At 66.3% G+C, this 25344-nt stretch carries 23 protein-coding genes; 9 read left to right on the top strand and 14 right to left on the bottom strand.

What is annotated here, in order from left to right; all coding sequences use genetic code 11:
• Positions 1–24: 24 nt before the first annotated feature.
• Positions 25–840 carry a hypothetical protein gene (locus CQ039_RS01835; protein ID WP_105562177.1) on the top strand — a complete coding sequence of 272 codons (816 nt, stop codon included), beginning with the start codon at positions 25–27 and terminating at the stop codon, positions 838–840.
• A 43-nt stretch (positions 841–883) separates the two neighbouring features.
• On the opposite strand, the gene CQ039_RS01830 is transcribed toward CQ039_RS01835, so the two are convergent.
• Positions 884–1096: a hypothetical protein gene (locus CQ039_RS01830; protein ID WP_105562197.1), complete on the bottom strand. Its 213-nt coding sequence runs from the start codon at positions 1094–1096 to the stop codon at positions 884–886.
• Positions 1097–1267: 171 nt separating this feature from the next.
• Between CQ039_RS01830 and bioB the strand changes: the two genes are divergently transcribed.
• Entirely contained in the window at positions 1268–2329 is a 1062-nt protein-coding gene (bioB, locus tag CQ039_RS01825) for a biotin synthase BioB (protein WP_369831534.1), read from the top strand.
• Between the two features lie 61 nt (positions 2330–2390).
• Here the strand turns inward: bioB and CQ039_RS01820 are convergent, their stop codons facing one another.
• A complete protein-coding gene (locus CQ039_RS01820) occupies positions 2391–3002 on the bottom strand; it encodes a GntR family transcriptional regulator (protein ID WP_199183537.1) in 612 nt (203 codons plus the stop codon).
• Positions 3003–3378: 376 nt separating this feature from the next.
• Between CQ039_RS01820 and CQ039_RS01815 the strand changes: the two genes are divergently transcribed.
• The 4 genes from CQ039_RS01815 to CQ039_RS16495 all read left to right on the top strand — a co-directional run bounded on the left by CQ039_RS01815 (position 3379) and on the right by CQ039_RS16495 (position 6647).
• On the top strand, positions 3379–4782 hold the full coding sequence (locus CQ039_RS01815) for a site-specific integrase (RefSeq protein WP_105562175.1): 1404 nt from the start codon (positions 3379–3381) through the stop codon (positions 4780–4782).
• Positions 4783–4855: 73 nt separating this feature from the next.
• Entirely contained in the window at positions 4856–5485 is a 630-nt protein-coding gene (locus tag CQ039_RS01810; protein WP_158255974.1) for a DUF433 domain-containing protein, read from the top strand.
• Positions 5482–5859: a DUF5615 family PIN-like protein gene (locus CQ039_RS01805; RefSeq protein WP_105562173.1), complete on the top strand. Its 378-nt coding sequence runs from the start codon at positions 5482–5484 to the stop codon at positions 5857–5859. The genes CQ039_RS01810 and CQ039_RS01805 overlap by 4 nt, the downstream gene beginning before the upstream one ends.
• Positions 5860–6026: 167 nt before the next feature.
• The gene (locus tag CQ039_RS16495) at positions 6027–6647 is read left to right on the top strand and encodes a hypothetical protein (RefSeq protein WP_146112121.1); all 621 of its coding nucleotides are present in this window, start codon (positions 6027–6029) and stop codon (positions 6645–6647) included.
• Here the strand turns inward: CQ039_RS16495 and CQ039_RS01800 are convergent.
• Complete coding sequence (locus CQ039_RS01800) at positions 6542–7873, bottom strand: family 1 glycosylhydrolase (protein WP_105562172.1); 1332 nt, start codon at positions 7871–7873, stop codon at positions 6542–6544. The genes CQ039_RS16495 and CQ039_RS01800 overlap by 106 nt on opposite strands.
• 581 nt (positions 7874–8454) lie before the next feature.
• Between CQ039_RS01800 and CQ039_RS01795 the strand changes: the two genes are divergently transcribed.
• A complete protein-coding gene (locus tag CQ039_RS01795) occupies positions 8455–9990 on the top strand; it encodes a carboxylesterase/lipase family protein (RefSeq protein WP_158255973.1) in 1536 nt (511 codons plus the stop codon).
• A gap of 414 nt (positions 9991–10404) precedes the next feature.
• On the opposite strand, the gene CQ039_RS01790 is transcribed toward CQ039_RS01795, so the two are convergent.
• From CQ039_RS01790 to CQ039_RS01765, 6 genes are all read right to left on the bottom strand, one after another.
• Positions 10405–11337, bottom strand: a complete 933-nt coding sequence (locus CQ039_RS01790; RefSeq protein ID WP_105562170.1) for an alpha/beta hydrolase — start codon at positions 11335–11337, stop codon at positions 10405–10407.
• 182 nt (positions 11338–11519) lie between these two features.
• The gene (locus CQ039_RS01785; protein ID WP_158255972.1) at positions 11520–13145 is read right to left on the bottom strand and encodes a tannase/feruloyl esterase family alpha/beta hydrolase; all 1626 of its coding nucleotides are present in this window, start codon (positions 13143–13145) and stop codon (positions 11520–11522) included.
• A gap of 22 nt (positions 13146–13167) precedes the next feature.
• Positions 13168–15462, bottom strand: coding sequence for a glycoside hydrolase family 3 protein (locus CQ039_RS01780; protein ID WP_105562168.1), 2295 nt, complete (start codon positions 15460–15462; stop codon positions 13168–13170).
• A gap of 263 nt (positions 15463–15725) precedes the next feature.
• Positions 15726–18386, bottom strand: coding sequence for a TonB-dependent siderophore receptor (locus CQ039_RS01775; protein WP_105562167.1), 2661 nt, complete (start codon positions 18384–18386; stop codon positions 15726–15728).
• A gap of 447 nt (positions 18387–18833) precedes the next feature.
• Positions 18834–18938: a CoA-transferase gene (locus CQ039_RS16945; protein WP_369831538.1), complete on the bottom strand. Its 105-nt coding sequence runs from the start codon at positions 18936–18938 to the stop codon at positions 18834–18836.
• Between the two features lie 101 nt (positions 18939–19039).
• Positions 19040–20443, bottom strand: a complete 1404-nt coding sequence (locus CQ039_RS01765; protein WP_105562166.1) for a GntP family permease — start codon at positions 20441–20443, stop codon at positions 19040–19042.
• 197 nt (positions 20444–20640) lie between these two features.
• On the opposite strand from CQ039_RS01765, the gene CQ039_RS01760 reads away from it, so the two are divergent.
• On the top strand, positions 20641–21426 hold the full coding sequence (locus tag CQ039_RS01760) for an SDR family NAD(P)-dependent oxidoreductase (protein WP_199183536.1): 786 nt from the start codon (positions 20641–20643) through the stop codon (positions 21424–21426).
• Here the strand turns inward: CQ039_RS01760 and CQ039_RS01755 are convergent.
• Positions 21423–22592, bottom strand: coding sequence for an acetyl-CoA acetyltransferase (locus CQ039_RS01755; RefSeq protein ID WP_105562164.1), 1170 nt, complete (start codon positions 22590–22592; stop codon positions 21423–21425). The two genes, CQ039_RS01760 and CQ039_RS01755, sit on opposite strands and share 4 nt — an antisense overlap.
• 381 nt (positions 22593–22973) lie before the next feature.
• On the opposite strand from CQ039_RS01755, the gene CQ039_RS01750 reads away from it, so the two are divergent.
• Positions 22974–23372 carry a hypothetical protein gene (locus tag CQ039_RS01750; RefSeq protein WP_105562163.1) on the top strand — a complete coding sequence of 133 codons (399 nt, stop codon included), beginning with the start codon at positions 22974–22976 and terminating at the stop codon, positions 23370–23372.
• Positions 23373–23721: 349 nt separating this feature from the next.
• Here CQ039_RS01750 and CQ039_RS01745 read toward each other — a convergent pair whose 3' ends face one another.
• From CQ039_RS01745 to CQ039_RS01730, 4 genes are read right to left on the bottom strand one after another with little or no spacing between them, the layout of a single operon-like run.
• Positions 23722–24141 carry an AlpA family transcriptional regulator gene (locus CQ039_RS01745; RefSeq protein ID WP_105562162.1) on the bottom strand — a complete coding sequence of 140 codons (420 nt, stop codon included), beginning with the start codon at positions 24139–24141 and terminating at the stop codon, positions 23722–23724.
• Positions 24138–24329 carry a hypothetical protein gene (locus tag CQ039_RS01740; protein WP_105562161.1) on the bottom strand — a complete coding sequence of 64 codons (192 nt, stop codon included), beginning with the start codon at positions 24327–24329 and terminating at the stop codon, positions 24138–24140. Before CQ039_RS01740 ends, CQ039_RS01745 begins: the two co-directional genes overlap by 4 nt.
• Complete coding sequence (locus tag CQ039_RS01735; protein ID WP_105562160.1) at positions 24322–24606, bottom strand: hypothetical protein; 285 nt, start codon at positions 24604–24606, stop codon at positions 24322–24324. Before CQ039_RS01735 ends, CQ039_RS01740 begins: the two co-directional genes overlap by 8 nt.
• Positions 24603–25229 carry a JAB domain-containing protein gene (locus CQ039_RS01730; RefSeq protein WP_105562159.1) on the bottom strand — a complete coding sequence of 209 codons (627 nt, stop codon included), beginning with the start codon at positions 25227–25229 and terminating at the stop codon, positions 24603–24605. The genes CQ039_RS01735 and CQ039_RS01730 overlap by 4 nt, the downstream gene beginning before the upstream one ends.
• Between the last annotated feature and the right edge of the window lie 115 nt (positions 25230–25344).

The raw sequence follows: 25344 nt of genomic DNA, 5'->3' as shown, positions 1-25344 counted from the left end.
GCCTTCCTCTTCCAGAGACCGCCCATGCTGATCACCACCCTCGTCGCTTTCGCCCTGGCCGCCTCCGAGCAGGCCACGCCCCAGCTGCCCGCCCCCGTCCTCGCGGGACAACTGCAAACCGTCCGCCGCTATCCGTCCGACGCGCGACAGGGCGTCGCCGTCGGCTCCAAGGACGTCTACGCCGTCTCCAACTGGTCCCTGACCCGCTACGACAAGGCGACCGGCGAGAAGAAGGCCCAGTGGTCGGGGGATCCCAAGCGCTTCCCACACATCAACTCCTGCACCCTCATCAACGCCGAGCTGGTCTGCGCCAGCTCCAACTTCCCCGGCACGCCGCACGTCAGCACGGTCGAGATCTTCGACGCGCAGGACCTGCATCATGTCCGCAGCGTCGCCCTGGGACTGGGGACCGGCTCCCTGACCTGGATCGAGCGCCACGACGGGGCCTGGTGGGGGATGTTCGCCAACTATGACGGACGCGGCGGCGAGGCCCCCCGCGACCACCGCCACACCACCCTGGTCCGCTTCGACGACCAGTGGCGGCGTACCGAGAGCTGGGCCCTGCCCGCTTCCATCCTCGAGCGAATCGCACCGATGAGCATTTCCGGCGGCGGCTGGGGTCCGGACGGTCGGCTCTATCTCAGCGGCCACGACCACCCAGAGCTCTATGTGGTCGCCTTCCCTGACGGCGGCGGGGTGCTGGATCACGTGGAGACCCTGGGCATGGAGGCCGAGGGTCAGGCTGTCGACTGGGACGAAAGCGCGCCTGGCACGCTCTACGGCATCACCCGCCGCACACGCGAAATTCTCGCGATGAAGGCGCCAATCGAAATTCCCTGACGCTTGAATTTGGAGGCGGTCGGATCGCCGCGTTCTCGTCCCATCACGGCCGGCGCTTGACCTCCCAGTCCAACGTCCAGCGCCCCGGACCTGCCGCCTTCAACTCCGACCTCACCGCCGGCACCTGCCGATCAAAGCCGTCGAGCAGGAGAGACGCTCCGCTGACAGAGGCCACGGTCGCGTTGGTCTGCCAGAAGGGTCCGGACACGCCGCGGATCGAGAGACGGATATGAACGGTGTCGTTGACCTGCGGCATGGGCCGTCTCCACTTTGTTGAGACGAACCAGCCGTCACAGGCCGCCTTGTGCATCGGAGCGCCGTCCTGTCTGCCACGAAACTCCAAGGCGTCGCCGCAAAGTCGCGCGCCACGGCACGCCAGCGACGTTTCGATGTCTATTATTATATATAATATATTCACCATACCAGAATGCTCGATCTTGTTATCTATGATCAATCTGAGACACGCAGAATCTTCATGCAGATAGACAGAATGATAGATAATTCGAAACCTGACGCGCACGCGATATACGCCATGCCGTTCATGGACCTCCTCCATCGCGCTCACACAGTGCATCGCGCCCATTTTGAACCCAGCACGATCCAGTGCTCTAAGCTGCTATCCATCAAGACCGGCGGCTGCCCGGAGGACTGCTCCTACTGCTCGCAGTCGTCGCGCTACGACTCTGAACTGTCAGCATCCAAGATGATGGAGGTCCAGCGCGTGCTGGACGAGGCGCGCAAGGCCAAGGCGGCCGGCGCCACGCGTTACTGCATGGGGGCGGCCTGGCGCTCGCCCAAGGCGCGCGACATGCCCGGCGTCCTGGCCATGGTCAGGGGCGTCAAGGACATGGGCCTGGAGACCTGCATGACCCTGGGCATGCTGACCGACGACCAGGCGGCCCAGTTGCGGGACGCCGGCCTCGACTACTACAACCACAACATCGACACCTCGGAACGCTACTATTCCGAGGTCATCACCAGCCGCACCTTCGCCGACCGACTGAACACCCTGGACCGCGTTCGCGCGGCGGGGATCAATGTCTGCTCGGGCGGCATCGTCGGCATGGGCGAGACGGCGGATGACCGCATCGACATGCTCCGAACCCTGGCCGAGTTGGAAGAGCCGCCAGAATCCGTGCCGATCAACATGCTGATGCCGATGAAGGGCACGCCGATGGCCGACATGGCGCCGCTGGACCCGATCGAAATGGTCCGCACCATCGCCACGGCCCGCATCCTGATGCCGCAGGCCTATGTCCGTCTGTCGGCTGGTCGCTCGGAGATGAGCGACGAGTTGCAGGCCATGTGCTTCTTCGCCGGCGCCAATTCCATCTTCGTCGGCGACACCCTGCTGACCGCCGACAACCCCGGCGAGGACAAGGACACCCTGCTCTTCAACAAGCTGAACCTGAAGCGCGCCGAGGTCGTCGAAGCCGCAGCCGCGTGCCGGGAGATCGTTCCTGAGCGCACCCAGGAACAGGCCGGCTGATCGCCCGCTTGCGCGGCCGGGACACCCCGGCCGCGCGAGCGTTTGCGGATACGAGGCCGGGCTAGACCGCCCTCGCCAGATGGCGCTCGAACGTCGCGACCGCCGCCACCACGTCTCGCGTGCGGATGGCCGCCATCAGGGCGCGATGATCGGCGTCCGGCCGAGGCTTCCACCGATCCTTGTATTGCGCCAGCATATGGCGCGAGCCGTGCAATTGCAGATTACCGACTTCCTCGAGCAGGCGCGGCATGCCGCAGGCGGCCATGGTCCCCAGATGGAAGGCGCGATTGGCCGCCTCCCAGTCATAGATGTTGTCCGCCTGATCGCAGGCCAACCTCAAGGCCTCCAGCCGCCCAATGTCGTCCTGCGTCAGATTGGGCGCCGAATGCAGCAGAGCCAGCGGCTCCAGCGCAGCGCGCATCAGCTTCACCTCACGGTGCGCGGCCTGGTCCAGAGGCGCGACCCGCACCCCGATGTTCGGCCGGCTAACAGCCAAGCCTTTGGCCACAAGCCGCAGGAAGGCCTCGCGCACCGGCACATGGCTGACGCTGAACTCGTCGGCGACATGCTCCTGGCGCAGCTTGGCGTCCGGCGCCAGTTCACCCCGCACGATGCGAACGGCCAGCGTGTCGGCGATGCCGTCCGAGGAAAAACCAGGCCTTGAACCCGCCACGCGACCTCCAGAAATGTTGAATTATCTATGATTTCTGAATGATGGTTCGTCAAACGAATAGGCGCTCATTCGCGCCCTGCCCGCGCCTGGCGCGCAGGACATCCACAGGCGCCCAATTGCAAAAGGGGCCGCCCGAAAGCGACCCCTTTAACCAACCGATTTCCCTGAGGAAATGGTCGGAGCGACAGGATTCGAACCTGCGACCCCTTGACCCCCAGCGGCCTAAAGAGCCTGTTCAGGACTGTTCAGGACTGTTCTAGTCCATTGTTTATTCGATAATTTTTGACACACCACGGTTCAACGCTATTCTACGAGTTCCTGCATTTTGCTCCCCATTTGCTCCCCAAAATTTTGGGAACTGCGGACGAGGAATTCGATGGCTGCGACAAGACTGACAGACCGGAGCGTGGCCGCGCTCAAGACTGCTGAGGGCGAGCGACTCGAACTCTGGGACACCGACCTGAAAGGTCTATACCTGCGCGTTTCCGGGCACTCTAAAGTCTGGGGCTATCGCTACCGCCGCCCTGACGGGACCCAGCCCCGCGTCCGCCTGGGTCGGTATGTATCGCCGGACCAAGCTGCCGGAGACAAGCAAGCCCTCACCGTGGCCGGCGCGCGCGCCAAGGCGAGGAAGCTTCAGACGGATGTCGATGACGGTCGTGATCCGGCGGTCGAGATTCAGGCCGTCAAGGCCGAGGCCAAGGAACAGCTGCTCCGGACCTTCGACGACATGGCGGAGGGCTACTTCCAGGCGACGGAGAGCGGAGAGTACCGTCCGAGCAAGAAGCGCAAACGCCCCCCCACGATCCTCTCAGAGCGGAACCTCTACAAGAACCACCTGCGCCCCCTCGCCTCTCTCCGAATCGAGGCGGTCACCAAGTCCGTCGTGCGCAAGCGTCTCCGGGACATCCTTCAGGAGGGCAAGGGCGTCACCTCGAACCGCGCTCGCAGTCTCATCAGCCAGATCTTCGCCTGGGGCATCACCGAGGACCGGGTTCTCAAGAACCCCGCCCAGCAGTTGGACGATCTCGCCGAGGAAACCCCGCGCACCCGAGTCCTGAACGATACGGAACTGCGGGCGCTTTGGCGGGCCCTTGAGGACACTTCGGGCTATCGACGCCCGCTTCCGAAGGGCCGCGACGAAGCCCTCATGGTCGGCCGGCCGATCCGGATCGCGATCCAGCTGGCGGCGCTCCTGCTGCAGCGCCGCGCCGAGGTCGCCGAGATGAGGGTCGCCGAACTGGACTTCGCCGAGCGGACCTGGACGATCCCGGCGGGTCGCACCAAGGCCGGCCGTACGACCGTCGTCCCGCTCGGTGAGTTCTCGATCTTGCTGATCAGAGAAGCCCTGGCGCTGCGGCCAAAGCCTCCCGACGGCGAGAAGCCCTCGCCTTTCGTGTTTGTCGGCCGCGGCGAGACGCCCGGAGCGATCCATCCTTCGGCGATCAGCCACGCCATGCGCGACATCCGGGCGGCGATCGACATCCCCGACATCACGGTTCACGACCTGCGTCGCAGCGGCGCGACCCGGCTCGCCAAGGCGCGGGTCAGTCCCTTCATCCTGTCCAAGCTGCTCAACCATGCCAATGAGCTGGGCGGCGGCTCTTCGATCACGATGTCGGTCTACGTCCAGCACGACTATCTGGAGGAAAAGCGCGAAGCGATAGAATGCCTGGAGCGGCTGATCCTCGCCGCAGTGCGCCCGGGAACCGAGCTTGAGGAGCCCCCTCCTCACGCCTTGCCGGCGCCGGCGCGACTGCTCTTCCATGAACCGGCTTAGAGGCCATGGCGGACCGACCGATCTTGAAACCTCAGCAGGCGAGGATTAAATGATCTCTCAGGAGAGAACAATTATGTCCGCGACCGACCGACTCTACACTGTCTCTGAGGCTGCCGCGGTAAGCGGTCTCGCGCTCAAGGCGGTCAACAACTCGATCGACCGCGGGCTCGTGACGGTGGCCGCCGCGCCGAGGACCGGGCGTCTGAAGCCCCGGGTTCTGACGGGCGAGGATTTGGTCCGACTGCGTCTGGAGCACGGCCTGGCGGGCAAGCTGCCCATCGAGCGCCGAATCGACCTGTTCCAAAGGCTTTCGGCGACGCCCAAGGCCCGACGTCTGTCGGCGGGTGAGTTTCTGATGGTCGATGTGGCCGCCGCGCGCCGCGACGTCAGCGCCCGGATCAAGACCCTGACCGAAGCCGAGGCCGCGATCGCGACCGACAAGGCGGTGATGGCGGGCGAACCTGTGTTCAAGGGCACTCGTATCCCCGTCCATGGGGTCGTCGCCATGTTGGACGCAGGGGCGAGCGAAGCCGAGCTCCTGACGGGATATCCCAAGCTCGACGCCCGGCTCATCGGCCTGGCGAAGGTCTGGGTCGCCGCTCATCCCCGCCGGGGCCGTCCCCGTCGGCTTGAGGCCTCGGGTCTCGCCCCCACGGCGGTGCGGCGTCTGAGCCGCAAGACGCCGGCGACGACGGAGCGGTGAACTTCCTGTTCGACGAGTGCCTGCACACCTCTCTCGTAGAGGTCGCGAACGCTTTGGGGCACCAGGGCAGTCACGTGAATTGGCTGGGGCTAAGCGGAACGACCGACTGGGATCTGATGCCCTGCATCATCGACGGAGACTTCACCTTCGTCACCAACAACGCCCAGGACTTTCGGCGGCTCTATCGCAACCAGCCCCTTCACGCCGGTCTCGTAATCTTCATCCCCCAGTGTCGTCCCGATCAGCAACGCGAGCTTCTCGAGGCGGCGATAGAAACCCTCGCCGAAACCCCGGACCCGCTGGTCAATCAGGCGCTCGAGCTCGACTTCGAGGACGACGCCATCACAGTCCGAACCTATGACCTCCCGGCTTGATGGCGTGCTTGTGACGCTCTGCGCTTGCCCTCCCGGACGGAGGCGCCCCGCAACGATCTGCCCCCCCCTGAATATTCTCCGCTCGCCGTCCCGAAGGAACCTGCGATCCTCATCGAAGTCCCAGGGAGGTTGGCAATGGATGCTGGACCAGGCGAAAGAGCATCAGGATGCGCCAGGTTCAGCGGTTCCTGGCGGAAGCAAAACGACGCAGGCTCGAAGCCTTCTGGATCGGCCTGAAGTCCAAGGCCTCCGCCATCGCCTATCTCCAGACGACCGGTTTCATCTCCGCCGATATCTGGAAGGCCCCTCGGGTCGTTACGGCCGCAGACGCGTTCTGGCGACACGTTCGCCCCGGGATTGTCGAGCGACTGATTGAAGATCATCGCCGGCTGGACGCGCGAATGATCGCCTTGGCCGATCTCGACCGGTTCGCGCGTCTCGCCGCCCAAGGCGTGGGCATCGTCTTTATCGGCGGGCTCCCGCAATCCAGCCGCTCCTATTCTGCCGTGCTGCATGGCGAAACAGACGAACGCGTGGCGGCGGCGATGGGGTTGAAACGGCGCTGCCGGTCCCGGAAAGCTGGTTCTCATCAGCTAAGGGTCGATGCCGTCGAGATTCGGCGACCTCGACCCTGTTCCCGGACAGGCTGGCGCGTCAGACCGGGTCGCAGCCCCGACGGCGCTCAGGATGTCCGAAGGGCGTTCCGCCGAGCTATCCGTCCCAGGACTGCGGCGCTTGGCTTGGGGGTGCGCGCGAACGTCGTCCGGTCGACGGCTACAAGCCCGTAGTGGTGGGCGTAGCCGAATATCCATTCGAAGTTGTCCAGCAGCGTCCAATGGACATATCCTAGGAGCGGAATACCCTCACCAAGGGTCTTGTGCAGCTCTGCAAGGCAGAGCGGAATGTTGCGCGCTCGGACGGCGTCATCGCTGGCGTTGAAGCCGTGTTCCGTCACCATGATCGGCAAGGCGGTTTTCTCGTACGCGTAACGAACGACATTGGCCACGGACGCAGGAACGATCAGGAGGTTGGCCGAGCCGCGGTCGCCCTCCCCTTCCAGTTCGACCTTGCCTGTCGCGCTCCAACGCGCCTGTTCGTAGTTCTGGACGCCGAGGAAATCGTCTCCGCGTACGGCCTCCAGCCAGCGGCCGTACTGGAACTCGCGCTTGGCGTCGCGAAGGCTGTTTTCCCCAGCAGGTTGATCATCGACAATTGCGAGGGTGACCCCGACCGGCAGGCTTGACCGCACCGCCTTGATGGCCGCACGCCCTTGCTGGTGGCCAGCAATCAAATTCGACGTGAAGGCCTCGAGATCGGGCACATTGATGGTGTTGCCGCTGACGAACCGTTCACTTCCGACAGAGCGCGCGGCGGCTGCGCTCATAGCCTCAATGTAGGTTTTGAACTGGCTCAACTGCGCGGGCGCCAGGCCCGCCTGGATGACCCGGATCAGGTTCGGCTCGTTCAAGGTCGTTGCATATTCAATGTCGGCGGCCAGGTGACGGGCAGCCTTGTCGCAAAAGTTGGCAAAAAGGGCTGGCGCGTCCGTTTGGGTCCATCCGCCCCGCGCCGCGAACCAGACCGGAGTGGTGTAATGGTTGAAGCTGACAATCGGCTTGATCCCCCGCGCCCGGCAGCCCTCGATGATCCGCAGATAGTGATCGAGCATAGCGGTGGAGAACTGGCCAGGATTGGGCTCGATGCGGCTCCACTCCAGACTGAATCGATAGGTGTTCAGTCCCATCGCCTTCACGATGTCCAGATCCTGCGTCCAGAGTTCGAAGCTGTTGTTCGCATCGCCTGACCGCTCGGCGTAGATGGTGGGCTTCGCATTCTCGGCGACCCAGATGTCCGCGTTGATGTTGTTGCCCTCGATCTGGTGACCCGCCGTGGCCGCGCCCCAGAGGAAGTTGGCGGGAAACTGAAGCTCCCGCGGCCGTGCCTGGGCCGCCCCTGCCCCAGTCAGGGCGGTCGCCAGGGTTCCGGCGGCGAGAAGGGTTCTGCGGTCGATCATGGTTCTGATCCTTTCAGGTCGTCGGTGAGGCGGCGGGCTGTTCTTTCCAGCGCCGCGCTATTGGGCAGGCCAACGGCCCCTGGGTAAGTCGACAATCGAACCATGTCTCGACAACGTTTTCAACTTGGATCAGGACCCTGTGCCGGGTTTCGCTTTCCGGGCTATCCACCACAACGTGACGATCGAGGACAGCGCCACGCTCGAGAGCGACCGCCTCGCCTTCGAGCGCGCGATCGACACCGGCCGATCGGCCGACCGGAAGCCGTCATGGTCGGCTTTCGAACTGGCAGAGAAAACCATGGGATGGGCTGTCTGTGCAGGCGTCTATTCGGTCTCCGTTTCCCGCTATGCGGCGACGGCTGTGTTGAGGGCCGAGGCGGAAGTTCAGACAGCGTTTCAAGCCCTGAGAAAGGAATTCAGAAACACCTTGCAGACAACGTTTTCGGGATTAATCTTTGCAATCAACCTTGCTCGTAAGTGTACCAAACGGCGTCGGTTCAACCCGAATTCAGCCGCTGGAGGAAGTCGCGATGACAGGACCCGATCGCCGGACCGTCACATCTCACCTGTTGATCGCCGGGATGTCCGCGATGATCCCGGCGCGCAGCTTCGCGGCGACGGGAGATCCGATCGCCAGGACCCGGCAGGGCCGGGCAAAGGGGTTCGTTCGGAACGGGGCCTCCATCTTCCTTGGCCTGCCCTACGGTGCGGATACCGGTGGCGCCCGTCGTTTCCGCCCTCCCGCGCCGCCCGTTCCTTGGCAGGGCGTTCGGGACGCCACCCGGCCGGGCCAGCGGGCGCCCCAGGCGGGAACCGGACCGATGACCGGGCCTTTCGCCGACTATTTCACCGGCAACCGCTCAGCGGAAATCGCTGCCATGCCGGAAACCCTGGGGGAGGATTGTCTCGTCCTCAACGTCGTGACGCCGGCCGTTGATCGCGCCCGGCGGCCGGTGCTCGTCTATATCCACGGCGGCGGCTTCACCAGCGGGACGGGCCTGGTCGGCACCCTGGGCGACCGGTTCACGGTCGCAGAGGATGTCGTGCTCGTGACGGTGAACCACCGGTTGGGCGCATTGGGCTATATGTACATGGGAGGCGCTTCCCCGGACTTTGCGGACGGCAATCCCGGCATGCTCGATCTTGTCGCCGCCCTGCGCTGGGTCCGGGACAATATCGGCGCCTTCGGCGGCGATCCGACCAATGTCACCCTCTTCGGCGAGTCCGGCGGCGGCATCAAGGTCAGCCTGCTGCTCGCCATGCCCCAGGCGCAGGGTCTTTTTCGACGCGCCATCATCCAGAGCGGCCTCTATCCTGACCCCATCGCCCCACAGGTCGCTGCGGAGCAGACCCGCGACTTCATGGCGCGGGTCGGCGCCAGCGACGTGGCGGCGTTGCAGCGCCTTCCGTTCGACAGGTTCACGGGCGCAGGCGCCCCCGGCAACCTGCCCGTCGCGGACGGCCGGACCTTGACGGCGCAGCCGTGGGCCCAGGCGCCCGCCACGGCGGCGAACGTTCCGCTCCTGCTGGGATATTGCAAGGATGAACTCACCCTGTTCGCCCTGGGCCAGCCGGGTCTCTTCGACCTGAAATGGCCGGACGTGCCGTCCCGCCTCGCCGCCGCCAAGCTGGGCCTTCCGCCCGAAGCCGCGCCCGGGGTCGTCGACGCCTATCGGACAGCGTTTCCTTCCGACACGCCGTCCGACAGCTATTTCCGCATCAGTTCGGACGCCAGCTTCGGGCGCGCCATGGTCACGCTCGCCGATCTGAAGAGCGACCAAAGCCCGCCGGTCTACTTCTATCGCATGGACCTGGACACACGGCTGCCGCCGGGCTTGCGCGCGATGCACACCGCCGAACTGCCGCTCACCATCGGGCTTAGCCCGCGGCCGGACGCCGACACGCTGACGAAACAGATTTCCGGCGCCTGGGCGGCGTTCGCGCGAAAAGGCGATCCCAACCATCCAGGCATGCCCCGCTGGCGGCCCTATCGGCCCGCCGACCAGGAGATGATGGTCTTCGATCAGGTGAGCAGCAGCGGCCCCGATCCACAGGCGGCCCCGCGGGCGATGCTGCGTGAGGCGATCGGTTCCGGCGCCCAGTACAACCCCTTGTGAGGGCCTGGCGGCGCCCTCTCCCCACAGGTGGACGCCCAAGCCATGCCGACACTGAGCCGCCGCGATCTCGTGGCCGCATCGAGCCCCGTCCTCACGCACGCCGAAGGCGTCGCGGCGACGACGACATCGCGCAACGTCCCCGCCGACTTCCGGTGGAAAACCGCGACATCGGCGCATCAGGTCGAAGGCGTCACCCTCGCCAGGGCGCAGGCAGGATCTGACCTGTGGCGCCCTCGCCGGTCTGATGCTCCAGGCCGTGGCGATGAACCGTGGCGTCCGCGGCGTTGGGACCGAACGCCCGGCCCGTAGAGGCGTGGTTGGCGGAGCGAGAGCGGCGGCCTCCCGCCTTCGACACGAGGCGGGGCTGCGCCTGGCGCGCCAAGCCGGGCCCGGTGATACACCCGGCCCGCGAAGTCAGGGCGTCGCCGTACCCGCAGCCGCGCGCGGCGCAAGATAGCCCTCGCCGCGGAGCCAGGTCTCAAAGTCCGCCCGGAAGGCCATGGAGCCGGTCCCCGGGCGTCCCAGGCCGAAGCCATGCCCTCCCGATTCGTAGACATGCATTTCCAGGGGTGCGCCCGCGGCGGTCCAGATCGCTTCGATCTTGCGGGCGTCCTTGACCAGGTCGTCCTGCGCCACGGCGACGAACATCGGGGTCTGCTCGGGTCTGACGGCGTCGTCGAACAGCAGACCGTAGACGGAGGCGGCGACATTCGGGCGAGAGGCCTCGTCGGCGTCCTGGAGGACGCGCAACAGCGTGATCGCGCCTGCAGAGAACCCCATCATCCCGACGCGGTCCGGATCGACACCGTAGCGGTCGGCGTTTTGCCGAATCAACCGCACGGCCTGCATGGCGTCCTGGGACGCCGCGATGCGACCTGGCTCCAGAGCGCCGTTGATGCCTTTGGTGGCCAGGGAAAGCCAGGCGGAGCTCGGCGGCGTGCGGACCCGGTATCGCACGACAAAGGCCGTGACGCCCCGCTCCGCCAGGTACTCGCCGACCTCTGTGCCTTCGACGTCCCACGCCAGTCCGCCGAACCCGCCTCCGGGAAGGATCACCATAGCCGCGCCCGTCGCCGTGCCCTCGCGCGGCCGTATGATCGTCACCGAAGGTGTGGACACATCCCGCAACAGGGTGATCTTCCGCCAGCCGACGTCCTGAAGCACACGGGCCTCGGGCAGCGGCACCGGCATGTCGCCTATCGGGGCGCCGCTCCAGATCCGGACGACCTCCCAGGCGGGGTCGTCGGCGACCCCGGGGAGCTCCGGCGGCTTCTTGGCGCATCCGACGGCCGCCAGCAGGATGAGCCCCAGCATCCATCCGAAAGGCCCGGCGGTGAACGGTTTCATGGGGCTATTCTCCGCGCTGTTGGGGAGGGTTCAGGCGTGTCTGATCGTCGATTGGAGCGCGCTCGCCGCCCTGTCCGTGAACCGATACCAAGCCGCCGGCTGGACGGCCGACGAAAATCCCGGCCGAAGCGGGTCGTCGGCGCCGGACCGGGCTCGGGCGGGACGGGCAACGGTCTCTCCCCCTAACGACAGACGAAGTTGGCTGCGTCGTCCCCCGAACCCGAGCCCGAATAGGACGCCGACCGCGGCCAGGCGCACAAGGGGCGGGTCCGGACGACGGTCGGCGTCTGGCCCGTGTAGATCGACAGACGGTTCTGGTGCTTGGCCGCGACGAGGCGATCCGGCGCCTGGCCGGTCTCGACCCAGGTGTCCAGCGCCCCCAGGAAGTCGACGTAGTCCGGCCCCTTCCCGTCCGAGCAATGGGCGACGCCGGGCATCATGAACAGGCGCATCGAGGTGTCGGCCAGACCCCCGGCCGAGCGACTTGCCGCCTCGAAGTAGCCGATGGTGCTCGCCGGCGGGATGGCCGCGTCGTCCCAGCCGTGGTGGAAGAGGATTTTTCCGCCTCGACGCAGGAAGGGCCGTAGATCGGTGTCGACGGCGTCCACATCCGATCCGGCCCGGGCCTGTGCGGCGGCGCTGTCGCGCGCGACGTCGAAGCGCCCGAAGCTCCACGAGGGATCGCTGTAGACCATGTTGCGGAAGAATTCCCGCCCCATGCCCGGGCCGCCAGCCTTGGCGCCTGCCACCCAGTTCGTCCACTCGTACTCGCTGCCCGGCGACAGGCCGGGCATGACCTGGCGGCCGTCCGGCGTGGAAACCCCGCGATAAATCGTCCTGACCAGCGCCAGCTCCTGGGCGGTGAGGCAGTTTTCGGTCTGGCCGTCGGCGCAGGCGACCTCGCCCGGATCGAAGGCGCATTTGTCAGGTTCGGCGATCAGGCCGTCCTTCAGACCGTCGCGGTCGTCGCAGCGGACCAGCACGGCCTCCCGGAGCATGGCGAGCTTCGGCGCGAGCGCGTCGATTGCGGGCAGCGCCTCGACCATCTGGCCGTATTGCGCGAACGATGACATCAGGTCGGTAAAGCGGTGGGCCGGCGCCCCCACCACGATGGCGTCGTAGTCCGCAGGATAACGCTGCGCCAACATCAGGGCGTCGCGACCGCCGTTGGAACAACCCTTGAAATAGGCCCTCTCGACCCCGGCGCCGTAGTAGGCTTGCGACACCGCCTTGCCGAGCTCGGCTGCGATATGGTTGGACCGGTAGCCGTAGTCGGCGATCTTGTCGGGCTGGCCGAGCGCCCAGGCCGCATCGTCCGAAGCGTCATGGCCCGCGTCGGTGACGACCGCCGCATAGCCCTGGCTCACCGCCGGGGTCAGGGCTATGGACGAAACTGCGTAGCTGCCGCTGAAGCCGCCGCCGCCCACGCCCACGAATTTGCGGTTCCAGGCGTTCGGCAGCCAGACCTCGATCTTGATCGCGGAGGCGGCGGTCGGCTTGGCGACGAAGGTCACCATGCAAAAGTCCACCCGGTTGGGCAGGTTTAGCGGCTTCATGGGCTCGCCCACCGAATAATACCGGGCCTCGGATACGGCGGTTCCTGCGATCTGACGGCCCGCCAGAGCCGCGCATCGCTGCGGATCGCCCGTAGCGGCCTCAACGGCGGCGGCCTTGGCCGGTCGGGCCGACGCCTGCGACGGCTGGACGGAGGCGGACGAGGAGGTCGCCGGGGTCGCGCAGCCCGTCAGGGCGAGCGAGCCCACGGCGGCCAGCGACATCAAGACGCCCAGGGTCGGGGATATTTTCACGGAAGGTCCTTTCGAGGGCGGGTCAGGAGGCAGGGTCGCCTGCGATGCGCCGGGGCACATCGCTGGAGCGGTTCAGGGTGACCTCGCCGGCGCTTTCAGGCGCGCCGGCGGACCGGCCGACGAAGACGTCGTAGACCCCGCCCGTGCGCACCCAACCCTGGCCGCCTTCGGTCCAGGAAGCGAGCAGCCGGGGATCCGCCGCGATCGTGACGGCCCGGCGTTCGCCGGCTTTCAGGGGGACACGCGCCCAACCCACGAGACGATGGGTCCGGCCCGGCGGTGCGGCATAGAGCTGCGCAACCTCGACGCCGTCGCGCGAACCGGTGTTGGTGATCTCGACCTGGACCGACAGCCCGTCGCCCCCGGTGAAGGCCGGCGAGCCGTAGTCGAAGGTGGTGTAGGTCAGGCCGTGTCCGAAGGCGAACATCGGGGTCTGTCCGGATCGCTCGAACCACCTGTAGCCGACGTCCGAACCCTCGTTTATCGGCAGGTCGAACGGATGATCGATCGACGAGGCGTCGGTTCCAACGACATTCTCGCCCGCCAGCAGCTCAGGTCGAGGCGTCTGTTCGGCCGAAACGGGGAAACTCATCGGCAGACGGCCGGACGGCGAGGTCTCTCCGGTCAGGATCCGGGCGATGGCCTGACCGCCTCTCTGCCCGGGATACCAGGCCTGCAGCACGCCCGCCGTGCGGGAAAGCCAGGGCATGGCGATCGGATTGCCCGTCTCCAGCACCGCTACGGTTTTTGGATTGGCGCTCGCCACGGCCTCGATCAGGGCGTCCTGGCCATGGGGCAGAGACAGGTCCGGACTGTCCTTGCCCTCGGTCTCGGGACGGCTGACGAAGACCAGGGCCAGGTCGGCCGTCCGCGCCGCAGCGGCCGCTCTTGCGGGATCCGATCCGTCGTCGAACACAATCTCGGCGTCCGGACGAAGGGTCCGAAGCGCCTCGAGCGGCGACGACAGGATATAGACAGGCGCGGTGCGGGTCTCGAGCCCCTCAAGGCCACGCGTGTCCGCGTAATGTCCGCCGTAGGGCATGACCTGCGAGGAGCCGCCGCCTGACAGAACGCCCTTGTCGGCGAAGCCGCCGACGACCAGGATCCGTTTAGCCTCAGCCGCGATCGGGAGGACGCCGTCGTTCTTCAGCAGGACGATGCCTGACAGTGCGATCTCTTCGGCGATAGCGGCGCTGGCGGCCTGGTCGACAGGCCCCCCGGGCGCGGCGGGATGATCCATGACGCCGACCGCGAACAGGCTGCGCAAGATGCGCTGGGCGGATTCGGCGACGCGAGACGCCGGGAGGGCCCCGCTGTCCACAGCCGCCTTCATGCCGCTGAAATGCCGTGGGAACTGCGGGGACTCCTGGTCGAGCCCCGCCAGCACCGCCGGCGCGAGAGAATGGGTGGCGTTCCAGTCCGACATCACCCAGCCCGGATAGCCCCAGTCACGGCGCAGCACCTCGGTCAGCAGGAATGGGTTCTCGCAGGCGTATTGGCCGTTGACCTTGTTATAGGCGCACATCACTGAGCCGGGTCTGCCCCGTGCGATGGCGATCTCGAACGCCAGAAGGTCGGACTCGCGCATGGCCGCCTCGCTGATCTGGACGTCGTGCACCATGCGGCCGGTCTCCTGCAGGTTCACCGCATAGTGTTTGACGGTGGAGACGACGTGCTCGTCCTGCACCCCGGCGATGTGCTCGCCCATGATCAGGCCGGCCAACAGCGGGTCTTCGCCCACATATTCGAAATTGCGGCCGTTTCTAACCTCGCGCGTCAGATTGACGCCGCCGGCGAGCTGAACATTGAAGCCATGCGCGAAGGCTTCCAAGCCGAGGGCTTGCCCCGCCCGGCGCGCCAGCGCCGGATCGAATGAAGACGCCAGGGCCAGGGTCGAGGGGAAGGCGGTGGACTGGTCCCCTGCCCTCAGCATGTCGCCCGTGTTTGCGACCCCGAGCGTGGCGTCCGCCAGGTGAAGGGAGGGAATACCCAGCCGCGGTTCGCCTGGAACGAACCCGGCCGTGCCGAGGAAGCCCAGGGCGCGAAGGGTTCGAACGCTCTCCAGGATCACCTCGGGCAGATTGGGTGCAAGGACCGAGACGTCATATCCGGTCCGACCCAGCATGAGGTGGGCCTGCTCCTCCAGGGTCATGGCGGCCACGAGCAGGCGGGCCCGTTCGTCGGGCGAGAGACGGGTGTCCATCCAGGGGCGTGCGGGCGCTTCAACCGGCGCCGGCGCGACCGCGGTCTGGGCCAGGGCCGGCGACACCACGGTCGCCAGGGCGGTCGCGGTCATGAGCACGCGCAGCAAGGTCATCGGATCCTCCTTCCGGCGCGGTACGGCGTGTCGCCGTCTTCTCCCACCGAGGGTTCTTGGGGTCAGACGTTTTGAAAACGTTGTCAAGTTAAACGCGCGTCATCCGCGCGTCTTCGCACGCTCTGAGGCATGGTCGGCAAGAGTCGCTCCGCCCGGGACGGTCGCCGCGCCTTTGAGCCCGACAGCCCCTCCTGGTCGAACGGACCCAAAAAAAGGGCCGGCGAAGGATCGCCGGCCCGTCCAGGCTTCAGGAGCTTTTCAGATCAGAAGGCTTTTCGAATCCCGAGCGTGAAGACCCGGCCGAGGGTCTGCCCGTTGGCGTAGCCGGTGGGCGAGTTGAAGTAGGGCGGATCCTCGTCGAACACATTGTCGATGTTCAAGGTGAGCTGCGAGCCCTTCGACCACCCCTGGTCGGGCAGCGTATAGGCGACGAAGGCGTTGACCGTGGTGAAGCTGTCGACCGAGGTCTGGTTCGGCACAGCGACCACCTTGAAGCCATCGGTGTGCTGGACCATCAGACTGGTCACAATCGGACCACGCGACCAACCCAGGCTGGCCGCGAGCAGATACTCCGGCGTGCTGTCGGCCAGGCGATCCTGGAACGGATCGTTGTCGGTGATCCGCGTCTCTCGCTCGAGGTTGTAGGTCCCGCCGAGTGTGGCGGAGCCCTTGCCGCCGAACAGGTCGTGCCGGTAGCTGGCTTCAAAGTCGAGACCGGACACGTTCACCGTGCCAAGATTCTGGGACCGCAGGTCGAGCAGCACATAGGGCGGGAACGGGCCGCCGTAGAGCGAGGCGATGCTGCTGGCGCCGCCCAGGCGTTTTCCGGCCACCGCGGCCTCCACCTGGGCCTGGGTCGGGCTCAGGGTGAAATAGGGTGCATAGGACGGGTTCGAATAGAAGGCGGGGCCCAGCAGGATGTTGGGGATCGAGATCGCGTTGGTGAACTGGATATTATAATAGGTGACGCTGGCCTTGAATCCCTCGAGGGAACCCGACGGCGTCCAGTCGGCGCCGAGGGTGTAGCTTTCGCCCTCCTCGGGTTTGAGGTCGGGATTGGAGCCTGCGATGATGATCGTGGGACGCAGGATGTCGAACGGCGCCGAGCCCGCAGCCCGGTAGGGACTGACCGGAACGACCTGGATGGCCTGGTCGGCGGCCTTGCTGGACGCCGACAGGCCCGGCGCGATGAACGACGTGCCCCAGGTGCCGCGGAAACGCAGCTGGTCAGAGGGGCGCCAGTTGACGCCGACCTTGGTGTTGGTCGTCCCGCCGATCACGTCATAGTCGTCATGGCGAATGGACACATTGATGTCGGCCGAGCCGATCGGGCTGGCGTCGCTGAGAAGGGGAACGAAGGTCTCGGCGAAGACGGACCTGAGGGTCCGGTCATCCTTGCCCTGGAAGGTCGGGGCGCCGCCGATGACGCCCTCGCCGGTCTCGGTGTCGATGCCGTTGTTGCGATATTCCGCGCCGACGGCCAGCCGCACGTCGCCGGCCCAGTTGGTGAAGGCGACCCCGTCGGCCACGACGCGGGCGGACACGAGGTCCTGAACTGTATCTCCATAGCTGGCGTAGTTGAGAATGTTGGCCAGAACAGCCGGATTGGTGGCCGCGAGATTGTACGGGTTGAGCGCGGTCGCCGTCGTGGAGCCGACCAGGGCTGCGGCCTGGGCGGCGGTGTTGACGGTGGGGGACAGCGTCTCGGTGGTGCTGCGTCCATAGTTCAGGACGCCGCGGACCTGCCAGTTGTCACCCAGTCGCACCGTAAGGCTGGGGATGATCCCGAACGCCGTCATATCCACCGTGGCGTGGCGCTGCCCGCCGGTAATGCTCGAATAGTCGAACGAAACGTTCTGGCTCGCCTCCGCGCCGATCGGGCGGAAATAGGGGTTTGCGGCGGTGATCGTCCCGCTGCCGGCGATATTTCCGCCCAGGCCTTCGCCGATCCTGTCGATCTTGCGGTCCGAGTAGAAGCTGACCACGTCGAAATCGACGTTAGGCGCCAAGGCCTGGGTGAAGGCCCCGTAGAAGCTGTGCCGCTCCTCGGCAGGATACAGGTCAAGCGACTTGGGCAGATCGCAGTAGCTGAAGCCCGGAGCCCGCGTGTCCATGCGGTAGTTGACCGCGCCAATCGTGATGTTTCCGGGCGTGCAGCTCAGCGTGCGCTGCTCGGTGCCGCCGTTCGGAACCTGATCGGCAGTGAAATAGTCCCGGTCTGCTCCGAAGAGATTGCTGTGACTGGCGTAGTTGTAGGCCAGGACGGCGGACCCCGAACCCCAGTCCCGGCCGCCAAGGAGGCCGACTTCACGGGTCTCATAGCCGTCGCCCAGACCGGCCTTTGCGACCACCTCCAGGCCGTCATAGCGCTTGCGCGTAATGAAGTTGATGACACCCCCGACGGCGTCCGAGCCGTAGACGGAGGATCCGCTGTCAGGAACCACCTCGACGCCTTGCAGGACCTGAGGCGGGAACACCGAAGGATCGACCCCGGTGCTCGTGATGCCGGTCCCCACGACGCGTTCGCCATTGAACAGCACAAGCGTCGAGCTGCCGAAACCCAGATTGCGAATGTTCGGGCCGACCGTCGAGTTGCCGTTGCCGCCGACGGCGACCGGCACGGTATTGAACTGGTTGGTGATCTGGGGAACGCGCGCCAGCAGGTCGTTGGCGTTGCTGACGCCGGTGGCGACGATCTCCTCGCGGGTCACCACCACGACATTGGTGCCGCTCGGCGCCACGCCGCGCAGCGAGGTGCCGGTCACCACCACATCCCCCACTTCGGTGGCTTCACCCGGGGCCGGAGTCTGGGCAGGCGCCTGGGCCGGCGCGGTCTGCGCCGTCGCCGAGCCGGCCGCAAGCGTGATCGCTACGACGGCTGCGCCGCAGGAAAGATGGGTGCGAAACTGAACTGGCCTCTTCATGGTGTCCCCTCTGGATCTGCCGATTTGCCGGCTATGATTGGTCGGCGAACGCGCTTTGGCGGGTTCGCAAAATGCGCGCGGATTGCAGGCGGCGCGCCAATGGCGCGGCCCCGGTTACGCGGCGATGAAATGCTCAGAAAACTGCACAGCGTCCGATTCGCTGCTGGAGCCGAAACAGGCCCACATCGCGCCGGGGCGTCCCGCCGCATTCAACCGACATAACCTCCCTCGCTGTCTTACGCAGCCAAGAAACCTTAACGCAGAAAACGTTGTCTACAAGAACTTTGCGTTCTGTTCGGTCGAAAAACGCGACTTTTGGGTCAGGACGGGACGACAACAGGCTGTTGCCGGCGTTCAGGTTGCCCCGCGAAAGACCACATTGCCCGTCGTGTCGGCCTTCCAGCCCTTGATGATCGCGAGCTCCGTGCGAACGCCCCGTTCGAGGATCTAGGTCTCGCCCTCGAACTCGCGGGTCTCCTTGCCCTCGGCGGCCGGGGCGCCGAAGCCGGTCCGTGTGTAGAAGCCCGGAATGCCGGCCCCTCCGGCCCGCAGGCGCTCCGCCAGGGCGCCCTGCGGGCAGAACTCGATCTCGATCAGCCCCCTCGAGATACTGCCGCTCCAGGGTCTCCAGAGGACTCGGAAGGCCGGCCGGATCAGACCAGGCCGGTGGCGTAGAAGACCCCGATCGCGACGAAGGTCGCTGCGGTCTTGATCAGGGTGATGGCGAAGATGTCCTTGTAGGCCTGGCGATGGGTCAGCCCCGTCACCGCCAGAAGGGTGATGATCGCGCCGTTGTGCGGCAGGGTGTCCATGCCGCCGGACGCGAGGGACGCGACCCGATGCATGACCTCCATGGGGATCCCCTGGGCCTGAGCCGCCGCGATGAACCGGTCCCCGAACGCGGCCAGGGTCAGGCTCAGGCCTCCGGACGCCGATCCTGTGATGCCGCAGAGGATGTTGATGGTCACCGCTTCGTTCAGCAGCGGATTGCTGATCTTCGACAGGCTGTCTGCGATCTTGAGAAAGCCCGGCAGAGCGGCGATCACGGCCCCGAACCCGTATTCGGAGGCCGTGTTCAAGGCGGCCAGGAGCGAGCCGGCGACCGCGGCCTGGGAGGCGGCGGCGAAGCCCTCGCGAATAGCCTTCCAGCCGATGATCAGGGTGACGAGGATGCCCAGGATCAGAGCGCCTTCGACCGCCCAGACGGCCGCATTCGCCTTGAGGGGCATGACGATCGGCGCGGCGGCCATGGCGGGGTTCAGCACGGCCGAGGCGGATTCGCCGAAGCTGCGCTCCAAGACCGTCAGCAGCACGCGATTACCGACCCCCACACAGACGAGCGGAAGAAGCGCCAGGGCCAGCGGCATGCTCGGTCGTCCGCTGTCGTCGCGGGCCTCGGGCTCGTTGATTGTGTGATCGCCGTAGCCTTCACCGGCGGCGGCGGCGCGGCGCTGGCGCCAGACGAGGTAGGCGAAGGACAGGCCCGCGGTGAAGATGCTGGCCACGACGCCCAGGACAGGCGCGGCGTAGGCGGTCGTGCCGAAGACGGTCGTCGGGATGATATTCTGGATCTGGGGCGTGCCCGGAAGGGCGTCCATGGTCACCGTGAAGGCGGACAGTGCGATCGTGGCCGGGATCAGCCGTTTGGGAATGTCAGCCTGCCGGAACATCTCGGCGGCGAACGGATAGGTCGCGAAAACCACGACGAAGACCGACACCCCGCCATAGGTCAGCACCATGCCGACGATGGCGATGGCGAGAATGGCGTGCTGCGGCCCGAACCGTCGGGTGATCGCGCTGACGATGGCGCGCGCCGCGCCCGACAGTTCGATCAGCTTGCCGAACAGAGCGCCAAGGAGGAACAGCGGCAGATAGGTCTTCACGAAGACCGCGAGCTTGTCCATGTAGAGGCCGCTGAAGGCTGCGGGCGCCGCCGACGGGTCGACGAGCAGCACCGCCGCCATGGCGACCAGGGGCGCCGCCAGAATGACGCTGAACCCGCGATAGGCGAGCACGATCAAGGCGGCCAGAGCGGCCAGACAGATCAGGATGTCCATAGTCTCCAAGCCCCCTGACGTGGGCCCTTGATCGCATCTGGTCACCAGGCGTGGACGCCCGGGCCAGCGTGATCGGCCGCACGCGCCTCACGCGGACCTTCACTGGATCCTTGCCCCCCTCATCGGTCGGGCGGCGCCGCGTTGTCAATCCCTGCAAACGTTGTCACCTTATGCCGACAACCGTTCAGGACCCTCGCATGACTGCCGATATGACTTCGCTTGCAGGCCGAATGGCCGGAAAGACCGCCCTTGTCACGGGAGGCGGCTCAGGCATCGGCGCGGCGGTCGCGGAACGCCTCAGGGCCGAAGGCGCAGTGGTGGTCATCGGCGATCTCAACGTGGCGGAAACCCGGGTCGAAGCCGACAGGGTCGTCGCGATGCCGCTCGACGTGGCCGAAGAGGCTTCGGTCCAGACCGCCGTCGACAGGGTGGTTTTCGATCACGGCCGGCTGGATGTGGTCGTCCACAGCGCCGGCGTCGCCAAGTTGATTCCTTTTTTGGAAACGCCCGTGACGACTTTCGACCACATCATGGCCGTCAACGCGCGGGGCGCCTTCATCGTCGGCCAGTGCGCTGCGCGAGCCATGCGCGACGCCGGCGGGGGCTCGATCGTCAATATCGGCAGCGTCTCGGGAATGCTGGGGAATGGTCAGCGTAGCGCTTACGGGACATCCAAGGGCGCCCTGATCACTCTGTCGAAAATCATGGCGGTGGAGCTGTCGGCGTTCGGCATCCGCGTCAATGTCGTCGCCCCTGGCCCCGTCGGCACGCCGCTCACCATCGGCATGTACGATCCCCAGGTGAAGAAGGAGTGGATCGACCGCATGCCCCTGGGCCGCTTCGGAACGCCCGAAGAGGTCGCCGCCGCCGCCCTGTTCCTGGCGTCCGACGAGTCCAGTTTCGTCACCGGCCACGTCCTCGTCGTGGATGGCGGCTTTACGATCCGCGGCCTCGACAGCAGCCGGTATCCGACGCCCGCCTAGTCGAGGCGCTCCAGCACCGACACATAGTTGGCGACCGCCGTGCCGCCCATGTTGAACACCCCCGCGACATCGGCGCGGGGGAGCTGCATGGCGCCCGCTTCGCCGCACAGTTGCATGGCCGACAGGACGTGCATCGACACCCCGGTCGCCCCGATGGGATGACCCTTGGCCTTCAGCCCTCCGGAGCGGTTCACCGGAAGTCGGCCGTCGGCTTGGGTCCAGCCCTCCAGCACGGCCCGCGCGCCCTGCCCGGCTTCGGTCAGCCCCATCGCCTCATATTCGATGAGCTCGGCGATGGTGAAACAGTCGTGGGTCTCGACGAAGGACAGGTCGCCCAGAGACCGGCCTGACGCCTCGAAGGCCTTCGACCAGGCGAGCGCGCCGGCCTCGAAGGTTATGGCGTCCCGCCTGGAAAGGGGCAGGAAGTCATTGACCTGGATCGCCGCCTTGATCCGCACCGCCCGGCGCAGGCTGGCGGCGGTATCGGCGTCGGCCAGGACCAGGGCGGCGGCGCCGTCGGAAATCAGCGAGCAGTCCGTTCGCTTCAACGGGCCCGCGACGAACGGATTCTTCTCGCTGGGGTGGCGGCAAAACTCGAACCCGAAGTCCCTCCGCATCTGCGCGTAGGGATTGTCCACCCCGTTTCTGTGGTTCTTGGCCGCGATCGCCGCCAACGCGTCCGACTGATCGCCGTGGCGCTGAAAATAGGTTTCCGCCATCCGGCCAAAGACGCCGGCGAACCCGCCCGGAAGATCGCCTTCCTCGCGCTGATAGCTGGCGCCCAGAAGGAAGTCTCCCGCCTGACCGCTGGTGACATGGGTCATCTTCTCGGCGCCGACGACCAGGGCGAACCGACCGCGTCCGGCGGCGATGAAATCCTTGGCCGCATGGATGGCCGCCGAGCCGGTGGCGCAGGCGTTCTCGATCCCCACCGCCGGCTTGAAACGCAAACCCGGCGCGCTGTTCATCGGGAGGGAGGACGCGAAGCTCTGCCGGCTGAAGCCGGAGTTGAAGACGCCCACGAACACGCCGTCGATGTCGTGATCATCCAGCCCTGCGTCGACGATGGCCCCGTGCGCGACCTGCTCGATAAGGCTTTCGAGATCTGCGGCCTCAAGTTTGCCGAAGGGCGAATGCGCCCAGCCAACGATTGCGACGTCCGTCATCACCCGCTCCTGCGTCTGGGCGAACGCCCAGGCCGTTGCACCCGCAGCGCGGATGCTCGGCATTCAATGGCCTCGCCGCCAAAATCTCGGCGACACTCGACTCCGGCGAAACGCCTCGAACGAGACAGGCTCTGCGCGGACGAGAAGCCATAACATCGAAAACGTTGTCTGAAACCCCGGAAGCTGGATTTGGCGGCAGCGGCCAGAAGGGAGGCCCATGTTTGCGTTTGGGATAGCAACGCCTAACCTGGGCCAACGTCAGCCGGCGGACGGTCTATGATAGAAGTCAAACTCTCTGCCACGCCTCGGGGCGACGGCGCTGCACCCCAACCGGGCGTCAATGAGCTCCGCCCACAAGAGGTTTGACATGGAGGCAGGCCGTTGACCGAAGAGACGACTGCGGGGGAGCAACGCAGCACGGAGCGCCTCGCGCTGGCCATCGTGGAAACATGCGTGCGCAACACCGGCCTAGAGACGTTGCACGCCGGGACGTTCCCCCGCTCCGCCGCCGGCGACTACACGGACGTGACAGTCGTAACGCCCTACGGAGACATTCCCTGGACGAAAGTCAGCCGGATTTCCGATGACGAGATGAGGACCCTGATGATCGAGGTCGTGGATCGAGTCTTCACCTATCTGAACTTCCCCGAAGAACTGGCGGGGGTACGCACCGCCACGACCGCCTGGGATCGTCCGCGCCTGAATGCCGACCTGATGAAGACCGTCCGCGGGAGACAAGTCGGACGCGAATTCGGAGAACTTGATCCGGATCCGACCTAGAAGTCGGCCATCAACCCGCTTCAACCCCTCCCGCGCATCCATGCCATGAAGAGGTTGAAAAACAGGCCGCCTGAGGCCGCGCCGATCCTGCGGGCGTGGCGGCCCTTGCCGCGATAAACTTCAAAGCCCGACTGGCCTGTCATGGAATCTGCCATTTCTGCGCGCGCCCGTTGCGTGATTCCGCAACACCAGTCTGGCCTATCTCATGAGGCGAGGAAACGGGCCATCGGAGCCAGCCGTCGCGCGACCTGGCGACAGTTCGCCCCGCTCGGCGAGAGACGGTCCGAACTGTCTGTGAAGGCGAGGTCGGTCGCCCCCACGCCCCCTTCTTAAGGCAAAGCTTGATCATCTAGAAGCCGAAGTCGATCTGGTCGACATGGACCGGGCGTGCGCGCTGCTTACGTTCCGGCCGCCTCTCGGGCTGTTTCATCGGACTTTCCGCCGCGCTCTCACGTGCCCTGCCCCCATCCGATGGCGCCGTCATGGAACGCCCTGGCGCCCGCCGCGGGATGCCGGGCAGCCGCGGACTTGAAGGCGGGGCCAGCGGCTTGGCCGCGCCCCGCGTCCCTTTCCAGGCCGTGAGCTCGCTCTCCCACCAACCGACCCGGCCCGGCGACACCGGCACCGGGGTCGGAAAATCACCGCTCCGCTGCATCCGCCACGCCGTGGTCCGGCTGATGCCCGCTATGTCCCGGACGCGCCCCCATGGCAGCAGCCGATCCTCAGGTCCGCCAGCATCGACGGCTTCACCATCCACCCGGAAACTCATGGCGCCAGACCCAGTCGACGGTCGACGGTCGTGACGAGGGCTGCATGCAGGAGACGGGCGTCATGCTCGGCATCGAGGCCATCCCGTCCGGCCCAGGCCTTGATCACGGACTTCAGGGCGAAGCGCGTCGTGGGATCCGCGAGCAGCCCGTCCAGCGTCGGGCGATGGAGAACGCCATTCTCACGCACGGCCGCGGCTCCTGGCCGCCGGGGGCGCGCCGGTCCTCACCTCGGTGATCTGGGCCTTCGCCCAGACCCGCAGCAATCCGCGCGGGTAATAGGGCCTCGAGCGTATATGTCGGCACGGCGGGCCGTTGGACGCGGTCGACCAGAGACGCGCGAGGGTGGCGGGCTTGAGCCGGACTCCCAGCAGCGCCAGGAAGGCCGAGGCCTCCGCGCGGGTCAGCAGATCCTCGTCCCCATCCGTCGAAGGCGCTTCCCCTTCAATATCGCGATCCGGGATCATCGCCCCGTCTCCCTGGAGGCGCATTGGCGCGAACTGGTCAGCCGCCGCCCCGCGCTGAGCGCGAGGTAGCAGTCCACGACCGTGGCCACATAGTCGCGGGTCTCGGCGATGTCGGGCACGCGACCCAGGCGGGCGACACGGCCTGGGCCTGCGTTATAGACAGGTGCGTGGTCTACGGTTCCATGGGCCACGAACTCGTCGAGCAGCAGACCGTTTCGCTTGTCCAGAAAGAGAACCCGAAACTGCTCACGGGGTTCGTGAGCCAGGGCGACGCGAACATAGGCCAGCAACGCTTTCCAGGAAGAGATCAGGGGCCTGGCGCCCACTTCGGACCGGACCAGCTGGACGCATATCTGTCGAAGCAGTTTGAGGTTGGCGACGGCGTCGCCGTCCAGACCTGGCGTACGGGCCAGTTCCGGCGCGTCCGCTGCGACCACGGCGGCCAGGGCGCCGAACCGATCGAGCAGGTTGCCGGCGGCGAGCCAGGGATCCCGAAGAGACGTGCCCCGACTGAGCATCAGGGCAAGCAGATCCCGCTCAGCCAGTTCTTCGAGCGGCGGGTGATCGGCAGCCGTACGGCGACGGCCGGGGTGGTCAGGTTCATGGCTCGACACAGATCGCATGGCAAACTCCTAGGTCGCTTCACGCCTCATCCGGAAAGGCGCCCGCCTCCCCCCTTCCTTTCCCCATCTGTGTCGTGCTGGCCTGGCCGCCTTGCGGGATCGGGCCGCGCTCCGT

The organism is Brevundimonas sp. MYb52 (genome assembly GCF_002979535.1).
In the GTDB taxonomy this organism is placed as follows: Bacteria; Pseudomonadota; Alphaproteobacteria; order Caulobacterales; family Caulobacteraceae; genus Brevundimonas.
Note: the sequence above shows the minus strand (reverse complement) of the source record. Positions and strands in the feature narration are given on the sequence as shown.

Coding starts and splice junctions, on each gene's coding strand:
- CQ039_RS01800 (WP_105562172.1), bottom strand. CDS start 7,873: ATGATCGACCGCAGAACCCTTCTCGCCGCCGGAACCCTGGCGACCGCC.
- CQ039_RS01745 (WP_105562162.1), bottom strand. CDS start 24,141: ATGAGTTTCCGGGTGGATGGTGAAGCCGTCGATGCTGGCGGACCTGAG.
- CQ039_RS01830 (WP_105562197.1), bottom strand. CDS start 1,096: ATGCCGCAGGTCAACGACACCGTTCATATCCGTCTCTCGATCCGCGGC.
- CQ039_RS01790 (WP_105562170.1), bottom strand. CDS start 11,337: ATGAAACCGTTCACCGCCGGGCCTTTCGGATGGATGCTGGGGCTCATC.
- CQ039_RS01755 (WP_105562164.1), bottom strand. CDS start 22,592: ATGACGGACGTCGCAATCGTTGGCTGGGCGCATTCGCCCTTCGGCAAA.
- CQ039_RS16495 (WP_146112121.1), top strand. CDS start 6,027: ATGCGCCAGGTTCAGCGGTTCCTGGCGGAAGCAAAACGACGCAGGCTC.
- CQ039_RS01765 (WP_105562166.1), bottom strand. CDS start 20,443: ATGGACATCCTGATCTGTCTGGCCGCTCTGGCCGCCTTGATCGTGCTC.
- bioB (WP_369831534.1), top strand. CDS start 1,268: ATGCTCGATCTTGTTATCTATGATCAATCTGAGACACGCAGAATCTTC.
- CQ039_RS01815 (WP_105562175.1), top strand. CDS start 3,379: ATGGCTGCGACAAGACTGACAGACCGGAGCGTGGCCGCGCTCAAGACT.
- CQ039_RS01730 (WP_105562159.1), bottom strand. CDS start 25,229: ATGCGATCTGTGTCGAGCCATGAACCTGACCACCCCGGCCGTCGCCGT.
- CQ039_RS01810 (WP_158255974.1), top strand. CDS start 4,856: ATGTCCGCGACCGACCGACTCTACACTGTCTCTGAGGCTGCCGCGGTA.
- CQ039_RS01795 (WP_158255973.1), top strand. CDS start 8,455: ATGTCCGCGATGATCCCGGCGCGCAGCTTCGCGGCGACGGGAGATCCG.
- CQ039_RS01735 (WP_105562160.1), bottom strand. CDS start 24,606: ATGATCCCGGATCGCGATATTGAAGGGGAAGCGCCTTCGACGGATGGG.
- CQ039_RS01835 (WP_105562177.1), top strand. CDS start 25: ATGCTGATCACCACCCTCGTCGCTTTCGCCCTGGCCGCCTCCGAGCAG.
- CQ039_RS01775 (WP_105562167.1), bottom strand. CDS start 18,386: ATGAAGAGGCCAGTTCAGTTTCGCACCCATCTTTCCTGCGGCGCAGCC.
- CQ039_RS01780 (WP_105562168.1), bottom strand. CDS start 15,462: ATGACCTTGCTGCGCGTGCTCATGACCGCGACCGCCCTGGCGACCGTG.
- CQ039_RS01760 (WP_199183536.1), top strand. CDS start 20,641: ATGACTGCCGATATGACTTCGCTTGCAGGCCGAATGGCCGGAAAGACC.